At 66.6% G+C, this 24,448-nt stretch carries 15 protein-coding genes; 8 read left to right on the top strand and 7 right to left on the bottom strand.

From position 1 onward, the window contains the following. Nucleotide 1: 1 nt before the first annotated feature. The 4 genes from J7I92_RS20815 to J7I92_RS20830 are packed head-to-tail and all read right to left on the bottom strand — an operon-like array spanning nucleotide 2 to nucleotide 10,579. A complete protein-coding gene (locus J7I92_RS20815; protein WP_251040256.1) occupies nucleotides 2–2,383 on the bottom strand; it encodes a transglutaminase family protein in 2,382 nt (793 codons plus the stop codon). Further along, nucleotides 2,380–3,588, bottom strand: a complete 1,209-nt coding sequence (locus J7I92_RS20820; RefSeq protein WP_396020434.1) for a DUF58 domain-containing protein — start codon at nucleotides 3,586–3,588, stop codon at nucleotides 2,380–2,382. The genes J7I92_RS20815 and J7I92_RS20820 overlap by 4 nt, the downstream gene beginning before the upstream one ends. Then, nucleotides 3,537–9,599 carry an Ig-like domain-containing protein gene (locus J7I92_RS20825; protein WP_214843600.1) on the bottom strand — a complete coding sequence of 2,021 codons (6,063 nt, stop codon included), beginning with the start codon at nucleotides 9,597–9,599 and terminating at the stop codon, nucleotides 3,537–3,539. Before J7I92_RS20825 ends, J7I92_RS20820 begins: the two co-directional genes overlap by 52 nt. Nucleotides 9,600–9,652: 53 nt before the next feature. Further along, the gene (locus tag J7I92_RS20830) at nucleotides 9,653–10,579 is read right to left on the bottom strand and encodes a helix-turn-helix transcriptional regulator (protein ID WP_214843602.1); all 927 of its coding nucleotides are present in this window, start codon (nucleotides 10,577–10,579) and stop codon (nucleotides 9,653–9,655) included. A gap of 206 nt (nucleotides 10,580–10,785) precedes the next feature. Between J7I92_RS20830 and J7I92_RS20835 the strand changes: the two genes are divergently transcribed. From J7I92_RS20835 to J7I92_RS20865, 7 genes are all read left to right on the top strand, one after another. After that, nucleotides 10,786–11,631, top strand: coding sequence for an aldo/keto reductase (locus J7I92_RS20835; RefSeq protein WP_214843604.1), 846 nt, complete (start codon nucleotides 10,786–10,788; stop codon nucleotides 11,629–11,631). Between the two features lie 30 nt (nucleotides 11,632–11,661). Beyond that, a complete protein-coding gene (locus tag J7I92_RS20840) occupies nucleotides 11,662–12,633 on the top strand; it encodes an aldo/keto reductase (RefSeq protein WP_214843606.1) in 972 nt (323 codons plus the stop codon). A gap of 87 nt (nucleotides 12,634–12,720) precedes the next feature. After that, nucleotides 12,721–13,551: an aldo/keto reductase gene (locus J7I92_RS20845; protein ID WP_214843608.1), complete on the top strand. Its 831-nt coding sequence runs from the start codon at nucleotides 12,721–12,723 to the stop codon at nucleotides 13,549–13,551. Between the two features lie 132 nt (nucleotides 13,552–13,683). Next, a complete protein-coding gene (locus J7I92_RS20850) occupies nucleotides 13,684–13,947 on the top strand; it encodes a GlsB/YeaQ/YmgE family stress response membrane protein (RefSeq protein ID WP_214843610.1) in 264 nt (87 codons plus the stop codon). 147 nt (nucleotides 13,948–14,094) lie between these two features. Beyond that, nucleotides 14,095–14,625 carry a hypothetical protein gene (locus J7I92_RS20855; protein ID WP_214843612.1) on the top strand — a complete coding sequence of 177 codons (531 nt, stop codon included), beginning with the start codon at nucleotides 14,095–14,097 and terminating at the stop codon, nucleotides 14,623–14,625. Nucleotides 14,626–14,870: 245 nt separating this feature from the next. Further along, entirely contained in the window at nucleotides 14,871–17,030 is a 2,160-nt protein-coding gene (locus J7I92_RS20860) for a glycogen debranching N-terminal domain-containing protein (protein WP_214843614.1), read from the top strand. Nucleotides 17,031–17,043: 13 nt separating this feature from the next. Next, complete coding sequence (locus tag J7I92_RS20865; RefSeq protein ID WP_214843617.1) at nucleotides 17,044–18,114, top strand: glycosyltransferase family 4 protein; 1,071 nt, start codon at nucleotides 17,044–17,046, stop codon at nucleotides 18,112–18,114. On the opposite strand, the gene J7I92_RS20870 is transcribed toward J7I92_RS20865, so the two are convergent. Beyond that, the gene (locus J7I92_RS20870; RefSeq protein WP_214843712.1) at nucleotides 18,029–18,991 is read right to left on the bottom strand and encodes a putative protein N(5)-glutamine methyltransferase; all 963 of its coding nucleotides are present in this window, start codon (nucleotides 18,989–18,991) and stop codon (nucleotides 18,029–18,031) included. The two genes, J7I92_RS20865 and J7I92_RS20870, sit on opposite strands and share 86 nt — an antisense overlap. A gap of 242 nt (nucleotides 18,992–19,233) precedes the next feature. On the opposite strand from J7I92_RS20870, the gene J7I92_RS20875 reads away from it, so the two are divergent. Continuing rightward, a complete protein-coding gene (locus J7I92_RS20875) occupies nucleotides 19,234–22,293 on the top strand; it encodes an alpha-amylase family glycosyl hydrolase (protein WP_214843620.1) in 3,060 nt (1,019 codons plus the stop codon). A 106-nt stretch (nucleotides 22,294–22,399) separates the two neighbouring features. Here the strand turns inward: J7I92_RS20875 and J7I92_RS20880 are convergent, their stop codons facing one another. Then, nucleotides 22,400–23,443 carry an NAD(P)-dependent alcohol dehydrogenase gene (locus tag J7I92_RS20880; protein ID WP_214843622.1) on the bottom strand — a complete coding sequence of 348 codons (1,044 nt, stop codon included), beginning with the start codon at nucleotides 23,441–23,443 and terminating at the stop codon, nucleotides 22,400–22,402. A gap of 402 nt (nucleotides 23,444–23,845) precedes the next feature. Beyond that, nucleotides 23,846–24,430: a histidine phosphatase family protein gene (locus J7I92_RS20885; protein ID WP_214843624.1), complete on the bottom strand. Its 585-nt coding sequence runs from the start codon at nucleotides 24,428–24,430 to the stop codon at nucleotides 23,846–23,848. Nucleotides 24,431–24,448: the final 18 nt, after the last annotated feature.

Below are 24,448 nucleotides of genomic sequence, written 5' to 3' on the forward strand. Positions count from 1 at the left end.
GTCACTTCCTCCACAAACGAACTGTCCGCTGGAATACCCTCGCCAGTTGCGCCTGGATCCCGCCGGTCGCAAGGGACCGGAGGGAGAACCGGGCGCGCTGGCGCTGCCAGAATGTCAGGGAGCCCGACAGTTCTTTCAGGGACGAGTCCACATCCGCCCAGAACGCCCGCACCTCCTCATCGCTGGGATCCCCCGCGGCGAAAATTGCTTCGTCGGCGCGGCGGGCCAGGGTCAGGGTGGTGACGCCTCCGGCTGGAAAGGCCTCGGCGAAAGTGGCGGCACTTTCCCGGCGCGTGGCTCCGGCAGGAACCACCGCGCCGAGGTCCGTTGCCGCGCTCATGACCTCGCTCCAGCCTCCGCCGATGCGGTCGGCCGCGGACCCGCCTGTTGCCCGCTGCTTACGCCGCCGCAGCTTCAGCCAGGTGATGAGCATCAATGGCAGGAGCAGGACGGCCACCGGGATAAGCCCCAGGCCGATGGCCATAAGAATCGGCCCAAGGAAGGCCCAGAAGCCCTGCTGGTTCTGTTCGGCATCCTGCGCGTCCGGGGACGAGTCCGGCGGCAGTTCCACCGGCGCCTGGGGCGGCGGAGGCGGCTGCTGAACCTGGGGCTGCGGCTTGGATCTGGGCTCCGGGTCCGGCGGGATGGGCACATTGTCTTCGGACGGCGTCGGGTTGAATGCCACCCAGCCCGCTCCGGCGAAGGCGACCTCCACCCAGGCATGGACGTCGTCGCCGGTGATTTCCACCGGGCCGGACTGCTGCGGTTCCTCGGGATCCGGGAAAAAACCCATCACCACCCGCGCGGGAATGCCCAGCTCCCGGGCCATCAGGGTCATGGCCACGGCGTACTGCTCGTCGTCGCCCACCATCTGCTTTGCACTGAGCAGGGACGTGATCCGCTGGGCGCCATGCCCGGACAGGCTTCGCGCTTCACCGTCCAGCCCGTGGCTGAATGCCCCCTGTTTGGACAGCGCAGCTTCCAGCTTCCGGACCCGTTCAATCGGCAGGGTGGAATCCCCCACGAACTCATTGGCCTTGCTCGCCACGATCTGCGGCACGCTTTCGGCGGGCGCAAGCTGCACTCGGGCAAATTGCGCCTGGGCCAGTTCCTCGTCGGTCGGCTGGGATGGATACGCCACACCGAGGCTGTAGCTGTCCCCCGGTTGGAGCCTGGCGGTGGTGATCGCCGTGTCGGTTCCTGCGTTGAAGAAGAGCGCGTCGTCCAGCTGCCTGGACCGGGCACCGCCAAAATCGACGCTGCGCAGGTTCCCGCTGGAGGGCAGCCAGACGCCCTTGTAGTTGCCTACGTCGACACCGACCTCGGCAGTCGCTGCCGGCATGGCGCCTGCTGCTGCCAGGGCAGCGCCGCGGCCGCCACCCGCTCCGATCTCCGCCGCGTTGCTGATGGGCAGGAAGTTGCTTGAGCCGCTGCCATACACGTCGAAGACGACGCCGTCATAGGAGTCGAGGGTTGCCAGCCGGATTCTCGCACCGGAGGGAAGGCCGGTAACGGTCAGCAGCTTCTTGTCCTTCTGGTCCTTCACGTAATCCCGGAAACTGGCGAGGGGACTGGCATAGTCGCGCAGGTCCAGCGGCGGGACCACCACGTCACGCAGGATCAGGCGGGTGGCCGAAGCACTCAGTGCCGGAGACGACCCCAGCGCCACCCCGCCGGCCAAGGCAAGGACCAGCGCCCCGAAGGCAGTCCCCCGCCACCGTGCCGCCGGATGCGCCGAGGACGACGCCGGGACCGCGGTGTCCGGTGCCGAATCGGCCCCGCGCCGGTAGGCAAGCCACACCACCGCAGCTGCCACGAATACGGCACCCCGCACAGCGGCCCACGACGTTTCGTGCGTGCCCATCGCCGTGGCAAGCAGGAGCAGGCCTGCGGCCGGAAGAACCGCCCACGACGGCGTGCGCAACCGCCAAGCCATGGTTCCGGCGAGGAGCGCCGCAACATAGGCGCCAAGGAACGGAACCACCAGCAGGCCGTTGCCGGTCCCCACGGGGGCGGCGCTGGTGAGCAGCTGCTTCCAGCTCAGAACGACGCCGAAGATGACGGTACGCAAGGATTCGGGCGACGGCAGCGCTCCCGCCAGTGCCTGGTCCGGGGCGGCCAGGACGCTCCCGAACACCACATACGCCAGCGCCGCCATGCCCATGGTGAGCAGGACGCCCAGCCGGTGCCGTGCCGCCAGGAGAGCGAGGCCCAGTCCGAGGGCTATACCGCCGAATCCGGCCAGGGAAAACCGGACGTCGCCCGCAAAGGTGGAATGGAGGCCCAGAACCCCGGCGGCAAGGAGCACCCCAAGGCCGGCCACATCTCCCGGCAGGGTGCGCGGCCAGGAAAGACCCCGGCCGCCGTTCGTGCCCCGGCTCATGCCACGGCCTTCACGAGGAGCCGGGGCAGTTCGGAGAGGTCACCAAGTGTCAGAACGGCCAGGTCGCCGATGCTACGGCGTTCCAGCGCCGCGCCGGCCTGGCAACGGATGGCGAAACACCGCACGCCGGGAGGAACCGCTGCCGCCGCCGTCCGCAGCTCAGCCGGTGTCACCTCTGCGCCAACCAGGAGGAACACAATCGAGGCGTTGGGCACGGCATCACTGGTGCGCCGAGCCACGTCGGCGGCTGACACGCGGGATTCCTCCCCCACCAGCCTGGTCATGCCGTCGAGCAGGATCCGGCTGGTTTCCGTCCGGAGCGGTCCGTCCTGCGTGAGGACGCTGACTTCGCGCTGTTCGCGGATGGCCTGTTTCGCGATGGATGCCGCTGCGGAGATGGCCAGTTCCAGGTCGGCGTCGGCCCCGTACTCGCCGAGGTTCGTGGACAGGGCCATGGCCAGGTGCGAGCGGCGGGTCTCCTCGAACTGGCGCACCATGAGCTTGCCGCTCCGGGCGGTGGTTTTCCAGTGGATGTGGCGCCGGTCGTCGCCCGAAACGTAGTCGCGGAGCGCGTGGAAGGACACGTCGGCGCTGGAGAGGTCCTTGGTGGGCAGTCCTTCCAGGTCACGGATCAGGCCGTCGGCGGAACCGGCCAGGGATACGGTCCGGGGGTGGACGAAGAGGTCCACCGCGTCCGTGAGGATCATCTGGCGGTTCAGCAACCGGAACGGGTCGGCGCGGACGGAGCGGACCGGCCCCACCTTAATCACCGAGCGGACGGCCGTGGGGATGGTGAAGAGATCCTCATGCACGTCCTGCGGGCCGAGCCTGGGGATGCTGAAGAAGGCCTTGCCGGCACCCACGGGCAGCTCGAGCGACGCCGGCAGCAGCGCCCGGGCGGAGGTGTTGGACACGGTGATGCTTCCCACGGCCATGTCACCGACTTCCACGCGTGTTTTAGCAAGGTCCATGTCCACCCCGTACGAGGTGCGGCCCAGGACGAAGAGCACGGCGAGCAGCAGCAGGCCGAGAGCCAGGGCGGCGGCGGCAATGGCTTCCTCCCAGCCCAGGAGGGCTCCGACCGCCCAGAAACCCAGGCCGCCACCCAGTACCTGCCAGCCGAGTGAGGTGACCACGGCAAAAACTCCACGGGTCAGCATGGCGGAACTCCGGAGTCCACCGGACCGTCGCTGGGGCGGATCCACAGGTTGTTGATCGCCTTGTACCAGACGGTGCTGGTGGTGCCGGTGGACGCTCCGCTGCTGCCGTCGTAGATCGTGTACGCGGCGCCGTTGGTCACGCACTGGAGCTGGACCCGCGTACCTTCCTCGACGAACTGGCCGCCGCCGGCGGCACAGTTTGCGCGGGTGTCCGAGGCCGAGGTGCCGTTGGTGGGCCATTCGCACGTCCCGGGGCTCTTCGAACCGTTCATCACCACCATGTACTTTGCGGGGGCGGTCCGGCCGGAGGCGCTCACAGCGGTCCGCTGCCCCAGATCGTCGACAGTGGTCACGGTGATGGAGACCGACTGGTCATAACCGTTGCCAACGCTGACCGAACCGCCGCCGGCGCCCAGGCTTCCGGACTGGCCGTCGGAAGCCTGGTACTCCAGCCCGACGACGGTACGGCCGTTATTGGCCACGGAGCCGACGTCGAAGCGGACGGTGGTGGTCACGGTGACCGGGTTGATGCTGGCCGGGAACGGCTTGCCGTAGGGTGCCACCGGGTTGGAGTTGGTGACCGGTCCTTCGAAGGTTTCGCCGTCCATGCTGTTCACTGCACGCACGCCGATGGTGTAGTTGCCGTTGTTTGGCACGCCGCTTCGCACCACCTTGTCGGCCGCAAGTGCCTGGAAGGCACCGCCGTTGACCTGGTACTGGTAGGTGGGAGTGGCGCCGTTGCCTGCCGCCGGCTCGAAGGCCAGCTGCACGGCGTTGTCCAAGGGATCCGCGCGCACTGCCGGCACCGCTCCGGGGGCCCCGAAGGCACGCTTCGGGTTGGACGGCTCGCTGGCTGCGGAACTGCCGGCCTTGTTCCTGGCCACCACCCTGAACGAGTAGTCCGTGGCGGAGTTGCCTACTGTCATGGGCACGCTCAGCTGGCTGCCGGAGACCGTGCTGCTGGCTACTGCCGCACCGCCCTGTTCCGCGGTGACGGTGTAAGTGTCAATGACGGCGCCGTTCTCCGGGGCGGCCGCCCAGCTGACAGTCATGATGGACTCCGAACCGCCCGAGGTAGACCGGGCGGCGGTCGGCTTGCCCGGAGCTCCGGGCAGGCCGGCCGGGATCTCGCTGGCCGAGTAAGCGCTCCAGTCTGACGGATCCGGCGCCTTGTTGGAGGCCTGGACACGGACCTGGTAGGGGGTGCCGTTCTGGAGTCCGGTCCACTGGAAGGACGTGCCCGTGATGTTGCTGGCCCGGACGTTGCCGCCCGGAGGCGCGGGAGAGATCTCCAGGTTGTAGCTTTCCACCGGTGAGCCGGGGCTGTTGGGCACCGCCCAGTTCACGGTGAGTGCTTTGTCCGCGAACACCAGCGTGGGCGGCGCGGGCGCATCCGGCTTGGCATCGGGGCGGGCAGGTGCCGAGGCCGGCGACGCCGGAGAGTCGCCGACTTCGTTCGTGGCCACAACCGTGAAGGTGTACTCAACGTTGTTGGTCAGACCGCTGAGGGTGCAGGTGGTGGCGGGGCACTGCTGGGAGAAGCCGCTGCTGCCAGCCACCTTGTAGCCGGTGATGGGTGCGCCGTTGTGCGCCGGCGGGGACCAGTTCAGCACCACGGTGCGGTCACGGACTTCGCTTACCGTCGGGGTGGCGGGGGCGTCCGGCTTGTCCTTGACGGTCAGCCGGATGCGTCCGTCCACTTCGCGTTCGGCGTCCTGGGTCTTGTCCTGGACCCGGTACCGCACCACCAGGGTGCCCACGAAGTTGTCCGCCGGTGTGACGGTCACGGCGTCGCCGTCCACCGAGGCCGTGCCGGTTCCGGTTTCGACGGCGGCGCTGAGGACTTTCAGGGGCGAGTCCGGGAACGGGTTGCTGTCGTTCCCCAGGACGTCGACGCGTTCAGCCTGCCCGGCCCGTGCGTTGGCCACCACATCGTCGTTGACGCCGGCCAGGGGCCGTTTCGAGGCCACCACCTGGACGTTGACCGTGCTGCCTACGGGAGTGCTGCGGCCGTCGGTCACCGTGACTCCGACGGGAAGGACGGCACCCTTGGGGGCGCCGCCGTCGGCCGTCGCCTTCAGGGTGCTCCCGTCCAGGGAGACCTTAATCCCGGCCGGAGTGCCGCCACTGAGTGCGAAGGCGAGCCTGCCCTTGTCCGCCTCGTCCACATCGGTGGCCACCTGGCGGAGGTCCAGGACCGCTTCCTCGCCCACGGCGGTTTCCAGGCTGCTGCCCGGGAAAACCGGCGGATGGTTGCGGGCGGGGTCGGGCAGCACGCGGATGCTGACAGTGAGCACGGCCAGCCTGCCGTCCGGATCGTCCACGCCGGCGCCATCGGTGACTTCGAAGGACACCGAGGCAGGGCCCGAGTAGTCGTCGGCTGAGGTGAACACCAGGGTGCTGCCGTCCTTGACCAGCGGTGCACCGTTGGAGGCCACCGCTTGGACCTTGGTGTCCTGGGTGATCCGCGGGGTCTTGCCGGCGCGGACCACCACCAGTTCCTGCAGGTTCAGTGTGAGCTGCTGGCCGCTGATCACTTCCAGCGGGGCGCTGCTCTTCAGGGCCGGGGCCTGGCCCTTGAGCCCGGGGAGCATGATGAAGGCCGTCGAGGACAGCTTGTCCACGTCGGTGACGGTGTACGGAATCAGCTGCGGATCGTCCGTGAGGGTCACCGAGACTGTTCCGTCGCCGGTGACCCGCGCGGTGGGGGCGGGCTGGGGGAAGCTGATGGCCAGTTCACTGGCCACGCCGTCGGCGTCCTCGTCGTTCTTGAGGACAGGCACATCCACGGCGGTCTTGCCGAGGGTCTCGGCGAAGGTCACGCGGTCGTCGCGGGCAATGGGCGGCAGTTGGGGCGCGTCGCTGCTGACCTCCACTTTGAGGGTGCCGACGGCGGTGCCTCCTCTGCCGTCCGTCACGCCGTAGTAGACAATCACCGTCCCGGCGGCCGCCGGTGCGGTGAGCTGGACACGGCCGTCCTTAACTTCGGCGGCGAGTTCCGGCGCGGCTTCCAGGCCTCCGCCGGCGAGGCTGACGATGTCGCCGTCGGGGTCGGCGTCGTTGGACAGCACGTCGACGGCGAGGTGGCGGCCGGGCAGCACGGTGATGGTGTCCTCGACGGCGACCGGGTTCTGGTTGGCGCCCGGCGCAGGAGCGATGCCCACCACCACCGTGGCCGTGGAGCGGGCTCCGAAACGGTCCTCAACAACGTATGAGAACAGGTCCTGGCCGGAGGCGTTCCGGGAAGCCGTGTACTCGATGTAGGTGGCACCCACCGTGGCTGTGCCCTTGCCCGGGGCCTGCTCAAGGCCGATCAGGGTCACCGAGTCCCCGTCGGGGTCGATGCCGTCGAGGGGGATGCTGACGCGGGAGGTCTTGCCAGCGATGACGCGGGCCGTGACTTTCTGCGGCAGCGGACGCGAATTCTGCTCGGCGCCGCCGCCGCGGATGTGGATGGTGACCTGGGCGGAGTCTTCCTGCCCGTCCGGGCCCGTCACCGCGTAGATGGCGTGGACCGTCATGGGGGTGGGTCCGGCCTTGAAGCGCAACACGTCGCCGGACACTGCCAGCAGTCCCTGTGCAGGGTCAACGCCTTGGATCAGGACGGGGTTGAGGCGGATTTTGGCGCCGTTCGGGTGGCTGTCGTTGGCCAGGACGTTGATGGTGGCAACGTCGTTGGCGCGCACCGTGACCTCGTCCGGCGCGGCCACCGGAGGGAGCAGCTTGCTCGGGGCAGGCACGGGCACCACAGTCACTTCGCCGGTGGCACTGGCGACGCCGTTGGACGCCGTATAGGTGAAGCTGGTGGGCGCCGTGAGGCCGCGGACGTCCGAGATGCGCAGGATGTGGTGGTCCAGCACGGCCACGCTGATCGCGGAGTTCTTCGGCTGGCTGACGGACTGCACCACCAGGACGCCGCCGGCTGGATCGGAGTCATTGGCCAGGGCGTCCACGAGCACCTCTCCGCCCACCGGCAGCAAGGCGAGGTCCGCCACTGCAACCGGCGGTTCCGCGTTTCCGCCGGCAGGGCTGATTTCGATGCGGACCAGCCCGGCGGAACTCTCCGGTCCGTTGGTGACCAGATACGTCAGGTAGTACGTGCCGGGGTTGGCGGCCCGGAAGCGGAACGTACCGGACTGGTAGTCGGGGGTGACCATCAGGTCCGCCGGACTGTCCACCCTGGTGAGGCGCAGGCCCTCGCCGGTGGGGTCCACGTCGTTGGCCAGCGGGGACACCACCAGGTCCTGGCCGGCGATGCCGGCGGCGTGGTCGGCGTTGGCCTTGGGCGGGAGGCTGCCCTTGGCGCGGACGTCAACGATCACCTTGCCCTCTGTTTGGAGCTGGCCGTCGGAGACCACCAGCAGGACTTCCTTCCGGCCCAGGCTGGTGCCCACGTCCTGGAAGGTGAGCTGGCCGTCCGGGCTGATCCGGACCTGGTCCCCTTCGCTTGAGGTGCTGGCCCCCGTCAGGAGGAGGTCGTCGCCGTCGGGGTCAATCCAGTCCGGGAGCACATTCTGGGTGATGCTCTTGCCCTGTTCCAGGAGGATGCTGGGGACGCGTTTCTGGGTCGGCGCCTCGTTGGTGGCGCGGTCCTTGACGGTGAGGGTGACCCTGGCTGTGGCTGTTCCGCCGCGCCCGTCGTTGGCCTGGTACTGGAACGACGCCGATCCGCTGGCATCCGCCGGGACGGTCACCTGCATGCCCGTTCCGTTGTAGACGTTCTGCAGGGTTCCGACGGCGGGAGGTTCGCCCTGCAGGCGCGCGGTGAGGACGTCGCCGTCGGGGTCCGAGTCGTTGAACAGCAGCGGGAGGAGGGTGGTGCGGCCGGGCCGGACGCCGAACTGGTCATCCACTGCGGCCGGCGGCCGGTTTTCCTTGGTGCGGTCCGGCAGTGTGTTCACCGGGTTGTTGTCGGCCGCGTCTTCGTCCTGGTCATCGGACTTGTCCGGCGGCGGGATGACGTCATCCCAGTTGGAAACCAGGCGCATGTCTTCGGTGACCAGCCAGACGTCGCCGGAGTTGACGTCGTTGAGGACCACCACGTTGCGGTTGACGCGGAACACGAAGTCGGCGCGGTTGCCGGTAGACGGGATGTCCTGGCGTGCATTGTCGCCGGGGTTGTCGCAGTCGCGGAGGTATTTCTGCGAGCCTGCCCAGGCTGCGTACAGGCAGGGGCCCAGGCGGACGGGGGCAGCCGGGTTTCCCGCTGCGCCGAGGTCCGTGACGGTTGCCGCGGAGCCGTCCAGCGGCTGCTTGACCAGTGCTGTGGAGGTGGCAACGGCAACGAAGGAGGCATCGGGACCGCTCTGCTGCAGCCGGGCGCCGGCAGGGTCCGGCAGGGCCACCTTTTTTCCGTTCGGCAGGAACAGGGAGCCGGTGGTGGGGTCGAGGACCACCGGTTCGTCCCCAACGGCGGCGATCTGGGCGTTCTCGATGTTGCGGAGGGCCTCGTACGGCCGGGATTCCCGGGAGGCCACGGTGCCGGCGGCGTCCAGCTTCAGCGTCGTCATTTGGCCGGCGGCCGGGTTGGCCGCGTAGACCACGTCGTCCGCTCCGACGGTGGCCACCACGCCGCCGGCGTCCGTGATGGCCGGCTCTGCGGAGGCGGCGTCGAAGGAGCCCAGCCCGCTGGTGGTGGTCACCCACAGAGCGCCCTTGTCCCGGCTGGCCAGGGCGATCGACTTCTGGCCGAAGCTCACGGCCACCGGGGAAGGTAGGGACTGCGCCTGGCCCAACGTGACGTCGGTGACGCTGACGGGGCTGAGGGAGGACTTGCTCCGGTCGGAAAGGAAAACGGTGCCGGTGTTCTGCAGGACGTCGAAATCAGGGCTGGCAGCGAGGAGGCCGCCGTCGAGGAGCTTGGACTGGTAGTTGAGGTGCCCCACCAGGTTCTTGCTGGCGTTGGTGACCCAGACTCCGCCGTCGTTCAGGTCCACCTGGGTGACCTTGAATCCCGGGTAGACAATGGCCGCCACGGCGACCAAAGCCAAAGTTGAAAAAGTGGTTGCCGAGGCCAGCACGCGCCTCTTTTGTTCCACCCATGAACGAACGCCCATAGCTCCCCCATTCCATAGGTACGTGAATCCTATAGGAGGGATGGCTTGATGCCCTATTTGAGCTTGTCGGGGAGGTGCCTATCCCGGAGGGGACCGGGTACGGTGCCGCCGGATTCTCCGGGACCGGGTGCCGCCCCGCCGGATTCTCCGGCACCGAAGCTGCCCAGCAGGGTCAGGGAATCGGCCGACGGCGAACCCGCCTTCGCGGAAAACACCCGGAGCACCTGGTCCGGGTCCTCAGGCAGCACCAGGTTTTCAAAGTTCAGTTCCAGTTCCCCAACCACGGGATGGTGCAGCCGGACACTGCCGGCGGACGGGGTGGCCACACGGTGCCCGGCCCACCACTGGCGGAAATGTTCGCTGTGCACGGCGAGCTCGCCCACCAGCTGGTTGGCTTCGGCGTCGTTGGGATGCCGGCCGACGTCCACGCGGAGGGCGCCCACAGCTTCGGCTGCCACGGTCTTCCAGTCGCTGAACAGTTCGCGGGCGCGCGGCTCGAGCATGAGCCAGCGTGTGAGGTTGCGTTCCCCGGCCGGCATGGCAGGGAAGTCGGCAAACAGCAGGAAGGCGAGCCGGTTGCCGGCCAGCACGTCACTCCGGCGGCCCAGGACCAGGGCGGGAACGTCCCCCACCGCGTGCAGGAGTTGCCGCAGCGCCGGACGCACGCCCTGGGCAGGAAGCGGTGGGCGCCGGGATTCGGCACAGTTCTCCAGGAGGTCCATCATGTGCGCCTGCTCGCTGGAATCAAGGCGCAGTGCACGTGCCACGGATTCGAGCACAGAGCGGGACGGGTGGATGTTGCGGCCCTGCTCCAGCCGCGTGTAATAGTCAGTACTCACGTCCGCCAGCCGCGCAATTTCCTCGCGGCGCAGTCCGGGAACGCGACGCGCGCCTGCGGTTCCCGGCAGCCCGGCGTCCTCCGGCTTCAGCCGGGACCGCATGGCCTTCAGGAATTTTCCAAACTCGGCACTTTGACCCATGCCTTCCATTGTGCACGGCTGTGAAGCACCCTTTCTACAACGAAAGTAGGACTGCCAGTCCTAGGAAAAACAGGAACAGGCACTCCTACTGACAGGGCACCACAAAATGCATAGGCTCAAACCATAGCCAGCACGAAAGCGGTTTCCCGCGAGCCGCCCCGGGTCCTGGCACCGGCATACCAGCCCTACTCCCGGAGGAATCAACCATGTCCCAGACGCATGAAACCACCATCCCGCAGCTGACCCTCAACAACGGCGTCCAGATCCCGCAGCTCGGTTTCGGGGTGTTCCAGGTGCCGCCGGAAGAAACCCAGCGCATCGTTGAGGACGCGCTCGAGGCAGGCTACCGCCACATCGACACCGCCGCCGCCTACCGCAATGAGGGCGGAGTCGGCGCCGCCATCGCCGCCTCGGGCATTCCACGCGAGGAACTCTTTATCACCACCAAGCTGCGCAACGGCGAACAGGGCAAGGCGAACGAGGCCTTCCAGAACAGCCGGCGGGCACTCGGCGTCGAGTTCGTGGACCTGTACCTGATCCACTGGCCGGTGCCGTCGCAGGGGCTCTATGCCGAAGCGTGGAAAGGGATGGAAAAGCTCTACGCCAACAGCCAGATCCGCGCCATCGGCGTCTCCAACTTCCTCCCGGAGCACCTGGACACCCTGCTCCCGGGCGCGGAGGTAGTCCCGGCCGTGAACCAGTTCGAAATCCACCCCACGTTCCAGCAGCAGGAACTGGCGGCCAAATGCCGGGAACTCGGCATCGCGGTGGAGGCCTACAGCCCGTTGGGACAGGGCGCCGACCTGAACGCGGCCGCCGTGAAGGAACTGGCGGGCAAATACGGCGCGACTCCGGCCCAGATCGTGCTGGCCTGGCACCTTGCGCAGGGCAACATCGTTATCCCCAAATCAGCGGACTCCCAGCGGATGCGGGAGAACCTGGGCGCCGTCGCCCTCAGCCTGACGCCCGCCGAACTCGCCGAAATCACGGCTCTGGAGTCCGGCGCCCGCGGAGGCGCCGATCCCGCCGTCGCCGCCTTCAGCCAGCTCTAAGCCGCTCCAACAAAGTTAGGATCCCGCAGCATGCAGTTCACCCAGCTTGGCCGCTCCGGCCTCAAAGTTTCCCGCCTGTGCCTGGGCACCATGAACTTCGGTCCGCAGACCGAGGAAACCGCGGCACATTCCATCATGGATTCCGCGCTGGAATCCGGCATCAACTTCTTTGACACGGCCAACGTGTACGGCGGTTCGGGCCGCAGGGGCTGGACAGAGGAAATCATCGGCCGGTGGTTCGGCCAGGGCGGCGAGCGCCGCGAACGCACCGTGCTGGCCACCAAGCTCTACGGCACCATGACGGACCGGCCGAACGACTCCAAACTGTCCGCCCTGAACATCCGGCGGGCATTGGATGCCAGCCTCAAGCGGCTGCAGACCGACTACATCGACATCTACCAGTTCCACCACATCGACCGGAACACCCCCTGGGACGAGATCTGGCAGGCCATGGAAGTGGCCGTCCAGCAGGGCAAAATCCTCTACGCCGGCAGCAGCAACTTTGCCGGCTGGCACATCGCCCAGGCCCAGGAATCCGCCGCCCGGCGCAACTTCACCGGCCTGGTCAGCGAACAATCCATCTACAACCTCCTCACCCGAAACGTGGAACTGGAGGTCATCCCCGCCGCACAGCAGTACGGGCTGGGGCTGATCCCCTGGTCGCCCCTGCACGGCGGTCTCCTGGGCGGCGTGCTCAAGAAAGAGCGCAACGGCGTCCGGCGCACCGAGGGACGCGCGGCCGAAACACTGAAAAAGCACCAGGACCAGATCCGCCGGTATGAGGATTTGGCGGACGATCTGGGCCACGAGCCCGGCGACGTCGCCCTGGCGTGGCTGCTGCACCAACCGGCAGTAACCGCACCGATCGTGGGGCCGCGCACGCAGGAACAGCTCGACGCCGGCCTCCGCGCCCTGGATGTAACGCTCGACGCCGACGCGCTCAAGCGCCTCGACGACATCTTCCCCGGCCACCGCACCGCCCCGGAAGACTACGCCTGGTGAGCTTTCCCGCAACGGTGGCGGCGCCGTCGGACATCCTGTTCTGTTCGGCATCTGTGCAAACCGGCTTCAATAGGAAAGACTCGTGGAATGGCACTTTCACCTGTGATTGAGCTCAATGACGGAAACAGGATTCCCCAGATCGGGCTGGGCACGTGGCCGCTGGACGACAAACAGGCGGCGGCCGCCGTCGTCCAGGCCGTTGAAGCCGGTTACCGCCACATCGACACCGCTGTGAAGTACGGCAATGAAACAGGCGTGGGAAACGGCTTCCGTTCGAGCGGCCTGGACCGGTCCGAGATGTTCATCACCACCAAACTGGACGGCGAATTCCAAGGGCAGGACAGGGCGGTGGCCGGCCTGGACGGGTCTCTGAAACGGCTCGGGCTGGACTATGTGGACCTGCTCCTGATCCACTGGCCACTCCCCCGGCGCAATGAATACATCTCCACGTGGGAAACTTTTGAGCGGCTGCAGACAACCGGAAAAGTGCACTCAATCGGGGTCTCCAATTTCAAACCCGCGCACCTGGAGAGGCTCATGGCCGCCTGTGAAATTGTGCCGGCCGTCAACCAGATCCAGGTCAGCCCGGCCGTCACCCGGATTGTCGATATCGGCTACAACCGGCGGCACGGAATCGTCACCGAGTCATACAGTCCGCTGGGCGCCGGCACGGACCTGCTTAACGCCCCAGTACTGGGAAGGATCGCCCAAAAGCATGGCAAAACACCCGGCCAGATCGTGCTGCGCTGGCACATTGAGCAGGGCCTCGTTGCCATCCCGAAAACGGCCAATCCGGAACGCATGAAAGAAAACCTGGATGTCTTCGGCTTCGCCCTGGATGCGGACGACATTGCAGCGATTGCCACACTCGACGGAGGTGATGAGTCCGGCGTTAATTCCGACGTCCAAGGCCACTGAAAGTCGGCTCTCCCGGCAACTTTGCAGCCCCGCCGACTGGAAGATTAATACTAAGCATGATTAGTATTAGGTGGAAGGATGAAGCGTGCCTGGGATTCAGGCACCTCCTCGAGAAGAAGAAGGAACGATAAAATGGGTTTTTTCGCATTTCTGATTCTGGGCCTTATCGCTGGAGCCATTGCTAAAGCGATCCTCCCCGGCCAGCAGGGCGGCGGCATTTTCATCACGCTGCTGCTCGGTGTTGTCGGTGCTCTTTTGGGCGGATTTATTGGCAGTGCGCTCTTTGGCGTCGGCATCAACGAGTTCTTCTCGCTGTCCACATGGCTTCTGGCCATTGGCGGCGCGATCATTGTCCTGCTTGTTTACGGCATGATCACCAAGCGCACAGCCCGCTAAAGCGGGACTGGCCTGAGAGACGGCCCCGGGACTGTTCCTGGGGCCGTTTTTCAATTCAAGATCCTCTATCCATGGCCTCACATCTCTGCATCCCGGCCTCGTTGACCGGGGCGGGCACGGGACCCTCACACGAAGCAGGAGTAAATCATGAAAGCAAAACTTCTTTTCGGTACAGGAATGGCAGCGGGATTTGTACTGGGCTCCCGGTCCGGCCGCGCCGCGTACGAAAAAATCAAGGCACGGGCTGCGGGACTTTGGGACAGCAAGCCCGTACAGGACAAGGTGGCCGCAGCAACCGAAGCGGTCAAGGAAAAGGCGCCCGAAGTATCCGACCAGCTGACTGAGGCGGCCCGCCGTGCCGGCACAGTCATCAGCTCGGCCATGCACCGGGACAAGTCGTCGGACACCGCCAAAGACGACACCGCAAAGGGTGACGCCATCAAGACCGGCAGCGCCACGGGCGCGGTTCCCACAACGGAAGACGAATTCCCGGCCGGCGACTACGTCCCGTCCCACAGCACCCATCCAGAGACGGTAAACCTGGGCACGTCCGCTGACACCACTCCCGACGTCGCCAGCGACCCTTCCCGCAACGACACCACCGGCCAGGACTGGTCCGACGAAGGCGGGGCCACCACCGCCGGCGCCGCCACCAACACCAATCCCGAGCGCGGCTAGAACCGCTACCTTCGCGCCGACCCGTCCGGACCAGATTCCGGGCGGGTTCGGCTCGTTTTGCCCACATCCCGGCGCTGACCCTTCGCCCGGGCCCTAAGAACCTTGTTCCCGACCTGCCGGAATTCTAGAATGTGGGTGGCTAAGCAGTCAGCCGTTGAATCCTTTGCGGAGGCATTCATGAGCTTTCGACGCGTGGTCCCACCGGCCGCTGGATGTGCGGCGCGGCCCATTCTCCGGCGGCTCCCGTGAACGGCTGGAACCTGGATACGGTCGGTTCAGTCGGCCCCAACGCGGTGACCATCGTCGAAGGATCATCGTTCTTCATCTCCGCCGCCAATGGCGACCTTGACCTGGAACTGGCCCACGGGGTCTTCTACCAGGACACCCGGATCGTGTCCCGCTGGAACCTGCTGGTGAACAACCACGTGGTGGAAGGGCTCATGGCGGTGAACCCTGAACCCTACCGGGCCGTCTTCACGGGACGGGCACCCCAGCCCGACGGCGCGGCCGACCGGCCCATGGTGATTGAACGGGACCGGCAGGTGGGCGACGGGATCCGTGAGACGCTGACGTTGCGGAACTACTCCACCTCCCCCGCTCCATGCACCATCAAACTGGCAGTCGAGGCGGACTTCGCGGACCTGTTCGAGGTCAAGGCCGGACGGAAGACCCGCCAACTGCGCCCCTCCCACCGGCCGGAAGGCGACAGGTTGATCATCAGCGGCCGCCACAACGGGCGGTTACTGGGTGTGACAGTCCGGGCGCCGGGCGCGGATGTGAACCGCCACGGGGTGATGTTCAAAGTGACCGTTCCCGCAAAGAGTTCCTGGACCGCCACGATTGTGGTCACACCCAGCTCCGACGGCAACGAGCCGGCGGGCAAGTTCTCCGCCAGCACCGCGCAGCATGAATCGGTTCCCGCCCTCCGCCACCGGATCTGGGTCGCCGCCGCACCACAGTTCAGCATGGACAACTCCGCCCTCGAAAGAACCCTGCGGCAGAGCCAGCAGGACCTGGGCTCGCTGCGCATCCAGGACCCCGCACACCCGGACCGGACCGTGATCGCCGCTGGCGCGCCGTGGTTCATGGCACTGTTCGGCCGCGACTCGCTGCTGACCTCACTCATGGCGCTTCCCGTTGATCCCACTATCGCGCTGGGCACACTGCAGACGCTGGCCGAGCACCAGGGCCAAACCATCAACAAACTCACCGAGGAACAGCCGGGACGGATTCTCCACGAGGTGCGGCTCGGTTCGGGCGCCGCACTGTCGCTCGGCGGCGGCAACACCTACTACGGCACGGCTGACGCCACTCCCCTGTTCGTCAAGCTCCTGGGCGAAGTCAGCAGCTGGGGACTGGAGCCGCGGGCAGTGCAGGAGCTCCTCCCCAACGCGGACCGTGCACTGGACTGGATCACCGGCTACGGGGACCCTGACGGCGATGGCTTTGTGGAATACGAGCGCGCCAGCCGGCACGGGCTCCTCAACCAGGGCTGGAAGGACTCCTACGACGGCATCAGCTTTGCGGACGGCACGCTCGCCGAGCCGCCCATCGCAGTGTGCGAGGTACAAGGCTATGTCTACAGCGCCTACTTGGCGAGGGCGCTGCTGGCCCTGGACTCCGGCGATTCAAGCCTTGCCCGTCACTGGGGTGACCGCGCTGCCGTACTCAAGGAGGCGTTCAACCGCAGGTTCTGGATGCCCCAGCGCGGATACTTCGCTGTAGCCCTGGACAAGGACAAAATTCCCGTGGACGCCTGTGCCTCCAATATGGGGCACTGCCTGTGGTCCGGGATCGTGGATGACGACAAGGCACCGCTCGTGGCGCAGCGCCTGATGGAACCGGACATGTTCTCCGGCTGGGGTGTCCGCACGCTGGCCTCCACAATGGGCGCCTACAATCCCGTGAGCTACCACAACGGCTCGGTATGGCCGCACGACAACGCCCTGATCGCCGCCGGGCTGATGCGCTACGGATTCATCGAAGAATCGCAGCGGGTGGCCATGGCGATCTTCGACGCCGCGGAGGCCTTCGGCGGGAGGCTCCCCGAACTTTTCTGCGGTTTCCCCCGCGAACCGGACCGGGCCCCGGTGGCCTACCCGTCGTCGTGCTCGCCGCAGGCCTGGGCTTCGGCCACCCCCATCCACCTCCTCCGCATCCTGCTGCGCTTTGACCCTTCGGCTCCCACCGGCCGGCTCTGGCTGAGCCCGGCGTTCCCGGATGGCTTCGGCTACCTGAAGAAGGACCAGGTGCCATTGGCCGGTTCCCGGCTTACCATCGAGGTGTCGGGCAATGCCGCACACGTGACGGGGCTGCCCCCGTCGATTGAATTGCATTTGGGGACGCAGGACCCCCGGGCGGACCTTATCCGGGTCCATCAAGATCCTGGCCGGAAGGCTGGCTGATGTAGGAGGCACAATGCGTATCGGTATCCTGGCACCACCCTGGATTCCCGTCCCCCCGCCCAGTTACGGCGGCACCGAAGCAGTGGTCCACACGCTTGCCGTGGGGCTCGCCGAGGCAGGGCACGATGTTGTCCTCGCCGCTTCGGGCGACAGCACCTGTCCGGTGCCGCGCGTTCCGGGTCTGCCGGACTCGTCCGAGCTGAGCATGGACTCGGCCAGGCAGGAGATCCTCCACGTCATCCGGGCCTACGAAGCCATGGAGGACGTGGACATTGTGCACGACCACACGCTGCTGGGCCCGCTCTCCTATCGGAGGACACCCGCCGTTCCCCGCGCCACCACGTTGCACGGGCCTTTCGACGATGACCTCACCCGCATCTACCGCGCGATGCACCGGGACACGGCCCTCGTGGCCATCTCGCACCACCAGGCCTCCACGGCCCGCGGTGTAAAGATCGACGCCGTCATCCACCACGGCATCGACGTCGGCAACGTGCGCTACAGCCCGTCGCACAACGGCGGAGCCTGCTTCCTGGGCCGGATGCACCCGAACAAGGGCCTCCTGCAGGCCGTCATGGTGGCACGGCAGGCCGGCATTCCGCTGCGGATCGGCGCAAAGATGCGCGAACCGTTCGAGCTGGACTACTTTAAAGACGTGATCGAACCGCTCCTCGGCCCGGATGTTGAATACCTGGGCGAGCTGGACACGGCACAGAAGTACCGGCTGCTGGGCGAATCGGTGGCGCTGCTGAATCCGATCCAGTGGCCGGAACCGTTCGGGATGGTGATGATCGAGGCGCTGGCCGCGGGAACGCCGGTAGTGGCCACCCACCGGGGTTCGGCTCCGGAAATCATCAGCGACGGCGAAACAGGGTTCCTGTCGGACAGCCTCCAGGGCCTGGCCGAGGCACTGCAGGGCTGCCAGTGGCTCCGCCGCAGCGACTGCAGGCGGGCCGCCGAGCAGCACTTCAGTTCACAGCGGATGGTCCGGGAGTACGTCAGCTTCTATTCGGCACTGCTGGCCGGATCACCCCGGGCTGCACAAGCGGCGCCCGCCGGCCGGAATTTGACAATGTTCCAGTAGTCACTGTGCCGGTCGCTGCGGTCCCGATCGCTGCAGCGCCCGGCGCTGAGGCAGGCGCTGTACCGATGGCCACTGTAGCGTCCAGCTCCGGGTCGCTAGCCAACCGGGCGGAGAGTCCCGCCCGCCGCATGAGCCCGGCGGTCTGCCGCGCCTGCCCCCGGCTTGTCTCGATCACCACATGGCCGCCGGGGGCAAGCCAGTCCGGCGCTTCCGCAATGACCCTCCGCTGGATGTCCAGCCCGTCCGGACCGCCGTCCAGGGACATCCGGGGCTCGTGCGTCCGGGCTTCCGGCGGCATGGTGCCGATCGCCGCTGTGGGGACGTAGGGGGCGTTGGCCATCAGGACCCTGATGCGGCCTCGCAGATGGGCCGGCAGGGGGTCGAAGAGGTCACCCTCATGGACCTGCCCGCCGGCAGGCTCGATGTTCCGCCGGGCGCACTGCACGGCAGCGGGGTGGAGGTCCGCGGCATGCAGTTCGATGCCGCCCACGCGGGCCGCGAGGGCGGCGGCGACCGCGCCTGATCCGCAGCAGAGGTCGACGACGGCGGGGCGCTCCCCGCCGTCGAAAGTCCCGCCGTCGGAGTTATCCCGCAGCAGCTGCTCCGCCTGGCGTACGAGGAACTCGGTGCGGCGGCGCGGCACGAACACTCCTGCTGCCACGCCGATCCGGAGCCCGCAGAATTCCGCCCAGCCGAGGATGTGCTCCAGCGGCAGTCCGGCGACGCGCCGTTCGATCATCGCTTCCAGCTCAGCGGCTGAAGCGGCCGCGTCCGTCAGCAGGCGGGCTTCGTCTTCGGCAAACACACAGCCGGCGGCGCGGAGGCGGCGGACTTGGTCTTCGAGACGGTCTGCGCCTGCTGCCCGGCCGGGCTGCACGGTGCTTTTAGGCGGCAAGGGCAGGCTCCTCAGCTGCAGTCGATGGACTTCATGCTACCGAACCGGAGGTGAATGCAAAGCAGCCTTGGGATTTGCTGGAAAATGTCGGTGCAAGCGCTTACAGTGTGACTTGGCTCTCAGGGGCCGGTCTCCCGCATCGTCCTTCACAGCAGCAATGTCGCTTTTCGGAAGGTTTCCTTATCGTGTTTTTCCTTAGTGCAATGCCCAAGAATCCCCTTTGCATGGACTCACCCCGCAGGGATTCACCCTGCAAGCGTCCCGCCGGACGTGCAGCCGCGGCAGTCGCAGCCTTAGTGGCCGCGGCCGCACTGGCCGTCCCTGCCCACGCGGCGACGGAGCCGAAAGGCCCCGACGCGCCGGCCGGCCATTCGCTCCGCGCACCGGTGACGGACGAGAACTTCTACTTCGTGATGGCGGACCGCTTCCGCAACGGAAGCCACACCAACGACGACGGCGGGCTCGGCTCGGATCCGATGGTTTCCGGTTTCGACCCGACGAAAAAAGGCTTCTACAACGGCGGCGACCTCAAGGGCCTGCTGGACAAGATCGACTACATCCAGGGCCTGGGCACCACGTCCATCTGGCTGACCCCCAGCTTCAAGAACAAGGCGGTCCAGCCGGAGGACAAGTCAGCCGGCTACCACGGCTACTGGGTCACCGACTTTACCCAGATCGACCCCCATCTGGGCACCAATGATGAACTGAAGGTGCTCATCGACGAAGCCCACTCCCGCGGCATGAAGGTGTACTTCGACATCATCACCAACCACACGGCAGATGTGATCGGCTACGAGGACAAGAACAAGGAAGGCGCGCGCAGGCCCTACGTTTCTAAGGACGCCAAACCGTACAAGACGGCGTCCGGCGAGGCCTTCGACGACCGTGACTACGCCGGGTCCGAGGACTTCCCTCCCCTGGACGCCGCCACGTCCTTCCCCTACACGCCGTTCCTGGACGAACAGGAGAAGAACCTGAAAGTTCCGGACTGGCTCAACGATCCAACGCTCTACCACAACCGCGGGGACACCACGTTTGTGGGCGAGGACTCCTACTACGGCGACTTCTTCGGCCTTGACGATCTCTTCACCGAGCATCCCAGGGTCGTGAAAGGCATGGAGGACGTCTACAAGACCTGGATCGGCGATTTCGGCGTGGACGGCTTCCGGATCGACACCATGAAGCACGTGAACAACGAGTTCTGGCAGCAGTTCGGCCCAGAAGTCCTCAGCTACGCCAAGGACCAGGGCAAGGACGAATTCTTTATGTTCGGCGAGGTGTTCGACACCACCAAGAGCTTCACCTCGCAGTTCACCACCCGCAACCAGATGCAGGCAGTATTGGACTTCCCGTTCCAGGATGCCGCCCGCAACTTCGCGTCCAAGAGCCGGGACACCCGCTCCCTGGAGACGTTCTTCGCTGGCGACGACTGGTACACGGACGCTGATTCGAACGTCTACCAGCTGCCCACGTTCCTGGGAAACCATGACATGGGGCGCATCGGCAGCTTCATCGCGGCCGACAACCCGGGATCAACCGACGCCGAGCAGGTGGCCCGCGACCAGCTGGCCCACGAGCTGATGTACTTTTCCCGCGGCAACCCGGTGATCTACTACGGCGACGAACAGGGCTTCACCGGCCCCGGCGGCGACCAGGACGCGCGGCAGACGCTCTTCGCCAGTCAGGTTCCGGAATACCTTGACGACGACCTGCTGGGCACCGACGCCACGCATGCCACGGACAACTTCAACACGGGCCACCCGCTGTACGCCAAGATCAGCCAGCTTGCCGCCCTTACCAAGGAGCATCCGGCCCTCCGCGACGGCGCCCACCAGCACAGGTACGCCTCCGAAGGACCTGGCATCTACGCCTTCTCCCGCACGGACGCCGAGGACCAGCGTGAGTACGTGGTGGCCCTGAACAACAGCGAGCAGGCACAGACCGCGGAGGTGCCCACATACATCTCCAAGCGCAACTACGAGCTTGTGTACGGGGACGCAGCCGCGGAAGCCAAGACCTCCGCGGACGGGAAGCTGACGATCAGCGTTCCGCCGCTGTCCGCCGTCGTGTACAAGTCCTCGGGCCGCATTCCGCATTCAAAGGCGGCTCCCGCCGTCGCCCTCCAGGAACCGGCTGCGGCGCCGGCTGACAACGGCCGGATCAAGGTGACCGCCGACGTCGGCGGTGCTTCGTTCTACGAGGTCACCTTCGAGGCGAAAACAGCCGGCGGCGACTGGGCGCCGATCGGCACCGATGACACCGCCCCCTACCAGGTGTTCCACGACGTGGCGGCGCTCGATGCCGGCACAGCACTGGAATACCGGGCCACAGTGCTGGACAACGGGGGACACAAGGCCACCAGCGCATCACGGACGGCTGCCGTTCCTGCGCCCGTCCTGACCCTGCAGAAGCCCGTTGAGGGCAGCAGCGCCAGGGGCTCAGTGGAGCTCAGCGCGACGGCCGATCCGGAAAAAGCCAGCCACGTGGTGTCCTTCGAGCGCAGCGTTGACGGCGGCGCCTGGACAGCCCTAGGCTCCGACGATTCCTCGCCGGTGTACTCGCTGGCGGACGATGTGTCGGGGCTCGCCGACGGCACGCGGGTGCAGTACCGCGGCGCCATGAGCGGCCCCGGCTTCAGCGTGGTGAGCGAAACCCGGACTGTCACGGTGGGTGACGCCCCGCAGCCTGACTCGGTGACAGTAGCCGGGACGCTGAACGTACCCATGGGCTGCGCGGGGTGGGATCCTGCCTGCGCGCCGGCCAAGATGGCCCTGGACCCCGCTGACGACGTCTGGCGCCTCACGCTGAACCTGCCCGCCGGGCAGTACGAGTACAAGGCCGCGCTGAACGGGAGCATGGACGTGAGTTACGGAGTCGGCGGCTCGGCCACCGGAGCCAACATTGTGCTGGACCATCCCGGCGGAGCGGTGACGTTCCGCTACGACAACCGCACGCACCTGATCAGTGCCGTCTACCCGTCCCAGCAGCCGGAGGCGGTGGCAGTCGCCGGAAGCCTTGACGGTGAACTGGGCTGCACTGCTGACTGGGATCCAGCCTGCGACCAGGCCCAGCTGACGCTGGACCCGGCCGATCTGGTGTGGAAGCTGTCCGTGACGGACCTGCCGGCCGGCACGTATGAGTTCAAGGCAGCACTGAACCGGTCCTGGAATGAGAATTACGGAGTCGACGGCGTCCCCAACGGCGGCAACATCTCCTTCACCCACGGCGGCGGCGCGGTCACCTTCCGGTACGACCACTTCACCCACTTGATCACTGCCGGCTAGTGGCACCGGCTGGCTGCTAGCAGCTGTTGACGGCCGCGGAAGGAAGCAGCGCCGGACATCAAGCAGCGCCGCCCTCTCCTGAGGACGGCGCTGCCTTGATGCCTGGCTACACCAGGGTTGAGGTGTCGATGACGAAGCGGTACCGGACGTCGGAAGCCAGGACGCGTTCGTAGGCGTCGTTGATCTTGTCGGCCGGGATGACCTCGATCTCGGCGCCGAGCTGGTGCTCGGCGCAGAAGTCGAGCATCTCCTGGGTTTCGCGGATGCCGCCGATCATCGAACCCGCGAAGGACCGGCGTCCCATGATCAGGGCGAAGGCGTTGACCGGCAGCGGCTCGGCCGGTGCGCCCACGTTCACCAGGGCGCCGTCGAGTGTCAGCAGCTGAAGGTAGGAGCTGATGTCGATCGAGGCGCTGACGGTGTTGATGATTAGATCGAAGCTGCCGGCGAGGTCCGCGAAGGTGTTTTCGTCGCTGGTGGCGTAGTAGTGGTCGGCGCCCAGCTTCAGCCCGTCTTCCTGCTTCTTCAGGGACTGGGACAGCACGGTGACCTCGGCGCCCATGGCGTGGGCGAGCTTGACGGCCATGTGGCCGAGTCCGCCGAGTCCCACGACGGCGACCTTCTTGCCGGGGCCAGCGCCCCAGCGGCGCAGCGGGGAGTAGGTGGTGATGCCAGCGCAGAGCAGCGGCGCCGCGACGTCGAGCTCGATCCCCTCCGGGATGGAGACGACGAAGTCCTCGGTCACCACAACATGGGTGGAGTAGCCGCCCTGTGTGATGGTTCCGTCGCGGTCCACGGCTCCGTAGGTGCCGATCATTCCCTTGAGGCAGTACTGTTCCTCGCCGGCCAGGCAGTTGGCGCACTCCTTGCAGGAGTTCACCATGCAGCCGACACCCACCCGGTCACCGACGGCGTGTTTGGTGACTTCGGCGCCGACCTCCGTGACGATTCCGGCGATTTCATGGCCGGGAGCCAGCGGGTAGTGCTGGGATCCCCAGTCACCGCGGACAGTGTGAATGTCGGAGTGGCAGATGCCGGCGTATTTGATCTCGATGAGCACATCATGCGGGCCCACGTCGCGGCGTTCGATCGTGGTGGGAACGAGGGCTCCGTCGGCGGACGGGGCTGCGTATGCGTTAGCGGTCAGCAATTTATCTCCAAGGTTGGGTGAGGTAGTCGCTTGATTGGGTGGCTGTGGAGCCGGTTTGCCCGGTTGTTCTGAGTCCGGTTGTTTTCGGGCCCGGGGGTGCGGCGTCCGCGGTCCGGGGCAAGATGGTTTTCCTTGCCTATCTAGGAAACCGCATCCTGCAACGGGGAGGAAGGTTCTGTTGAAACGGGTACTGGCAGAACCCCCTGAGGCACGGGAAGGGTTCCGGCGGTTGACGGTGACGCCGCACGCTGCCTCTAGCCTGCAACCGAGGAGAACGGTTTGGAATTCCCGCGGAGTAGCCAAGCCCTCCGACATGGCGAAAGTGGAAGTCCGTGACACTGGTCCGCGCCGTACCCTTTACATGCCCGGAATGATGGAACGTGGTCGCGACTGCGTTGCCCGTCAGCCCTGGACTACCGCCGCCACACGCCCGCCGTTGAAGTACTCGAGCTGCCAGCCGTCAACCGCGTGGTGGTGGGCCAGGTTGAGTACGGCGTTGTCGACACTTTCCAAGGTTCGGCCAATGGCACGGCTGAGGCTCACACGAAGGAGTGTGCCATGGGCGACCACCAGGAGGCGGCGGCCGCGGAACTCCTCGGCCAGCGACTCCAACGCAGCCAAACCGCGGGAGGCTGCCTCGTCCTCACTCTCGGCGCCGCGGAACCCACCGGGGATGCGGAGCGCGTCGAGTTCGGGGCCATCCTGCATGCCCTCGGCGGGCCCGAAGCTCCTTTCGACAAGCTCCGGAACGTGCCGCGCCACGCTGAGCCCCAGCCCGGCGGCAATCAGCTCGGCGGTTTCTGCCGCCCGGCTCAGCGGCGAGGAAACGACTGCGTCCCATTCGTAACCCGACAGGGCGGCGACGGCGTCGCACGCCTGGCCGCGGCCGACGTCGTTCAGCGGGATGTCGGTGGATCCCTGCAGCCGGCGCTGCGCATTCCAGTCGGTCTGGCCATGACGGATGAGGGCGAACGTCGTAAGGGTCATGCCCTCTATTCTGCCCTG

This window comes from Arthrobacter sp. ISL-72, from assembly GCF_018613755.1.
GTDB lineage: Bacteria > Actinomycetota > Actinomycetes > Actinomycetales > Micrococcaceae > Arthrobacter.

What these genes read in the sequence shown, in the direction of transcription:
- J7I92_RS20815 (WP_251040256.1), bottom strand. Translation starts at nt 2,383, where the DNA reads ATGAGCCGGGGCACGAACGGCGGCCGGGGTCTTTCCTGGCCGCGCACC.
- J7I92_RS20825 (WP_214843600.1), bottom strand. Translation starts at nt 9,599, where the DNA reads ATGGGCGTTCGTTCATGGGTGGAACAAAAGAGGCGCGTGCTGGCCTCG.
- J7I92_RS20830 (WP_214843602.1), bottom strand. Translation starts at nt 10,579, where the DNA reads ATGGGTCAAAGTGCCGAGTTTGGAAAATTCCTGAAGGCCATGCGGTCC.
- J7I92_RS20835 (WP_214843604.1), top strand. Translation starts at nt 10,786, where the DNA reads ATGTCCCAGACGCATGAAACCACCATCCCGCAGCTGACCCTCAACAAC.
- J7I92_RS20840 (WP_214843606.1), top strand. Translation starts at nt 11,662, where the DNA reads ATGCAGTTCACCCAGCTTGGCCGCTCCGGCCTCAAAGTTTCCCGCCTG.
- J7I92_RS20845 (WP_214843608.1), top strand. Translation starts at nt 12,721, where the DNA reads ATGGCACTTTCACCTGTGATTGAGCTCAATGACGGAAACAGGATTCCC.
- J7I92_RS20850 (WP_214843610.1), top strand. Translation starts at nt 13,684, where the DNA reads ATGGGTTTTTTCGCATTTCTGATTCTGGGCCTTATCGCTGGAGCCATT.
- J7I92_RS20855 (WP_214843612.1), top strand. Translation starts at nt 14,095, where the DNA reads ATGAAAGCAAAACTTCTTTTCGGTACAGGAATGGCAGCGGGATTTGTA.
- J7I92_RS20865 (WP_214843617.1), top strand. Translation starts at nt 17,044, where the DNA reads ATGCGTATCGGTATCCTGGCACCACCCTGGATTCCCGTCCCCCCGCCC.
- J7I92_RS20875 (WP_214843620.1), top strand. Translation starts at nt 19,234, where the DNA reads ATGGACTCACCCCGCAGGGATTCACCCTGCAAGCGTCCCGCCGGACGT.
- J7I92_RS20885 (WP_214843624.1), bottom strand. Translation starts at nt 24,430, where the DNA reads ATGACCCTTACGACGTTCGCCCTCATCCGTCATGGCCAGACCGACTGG.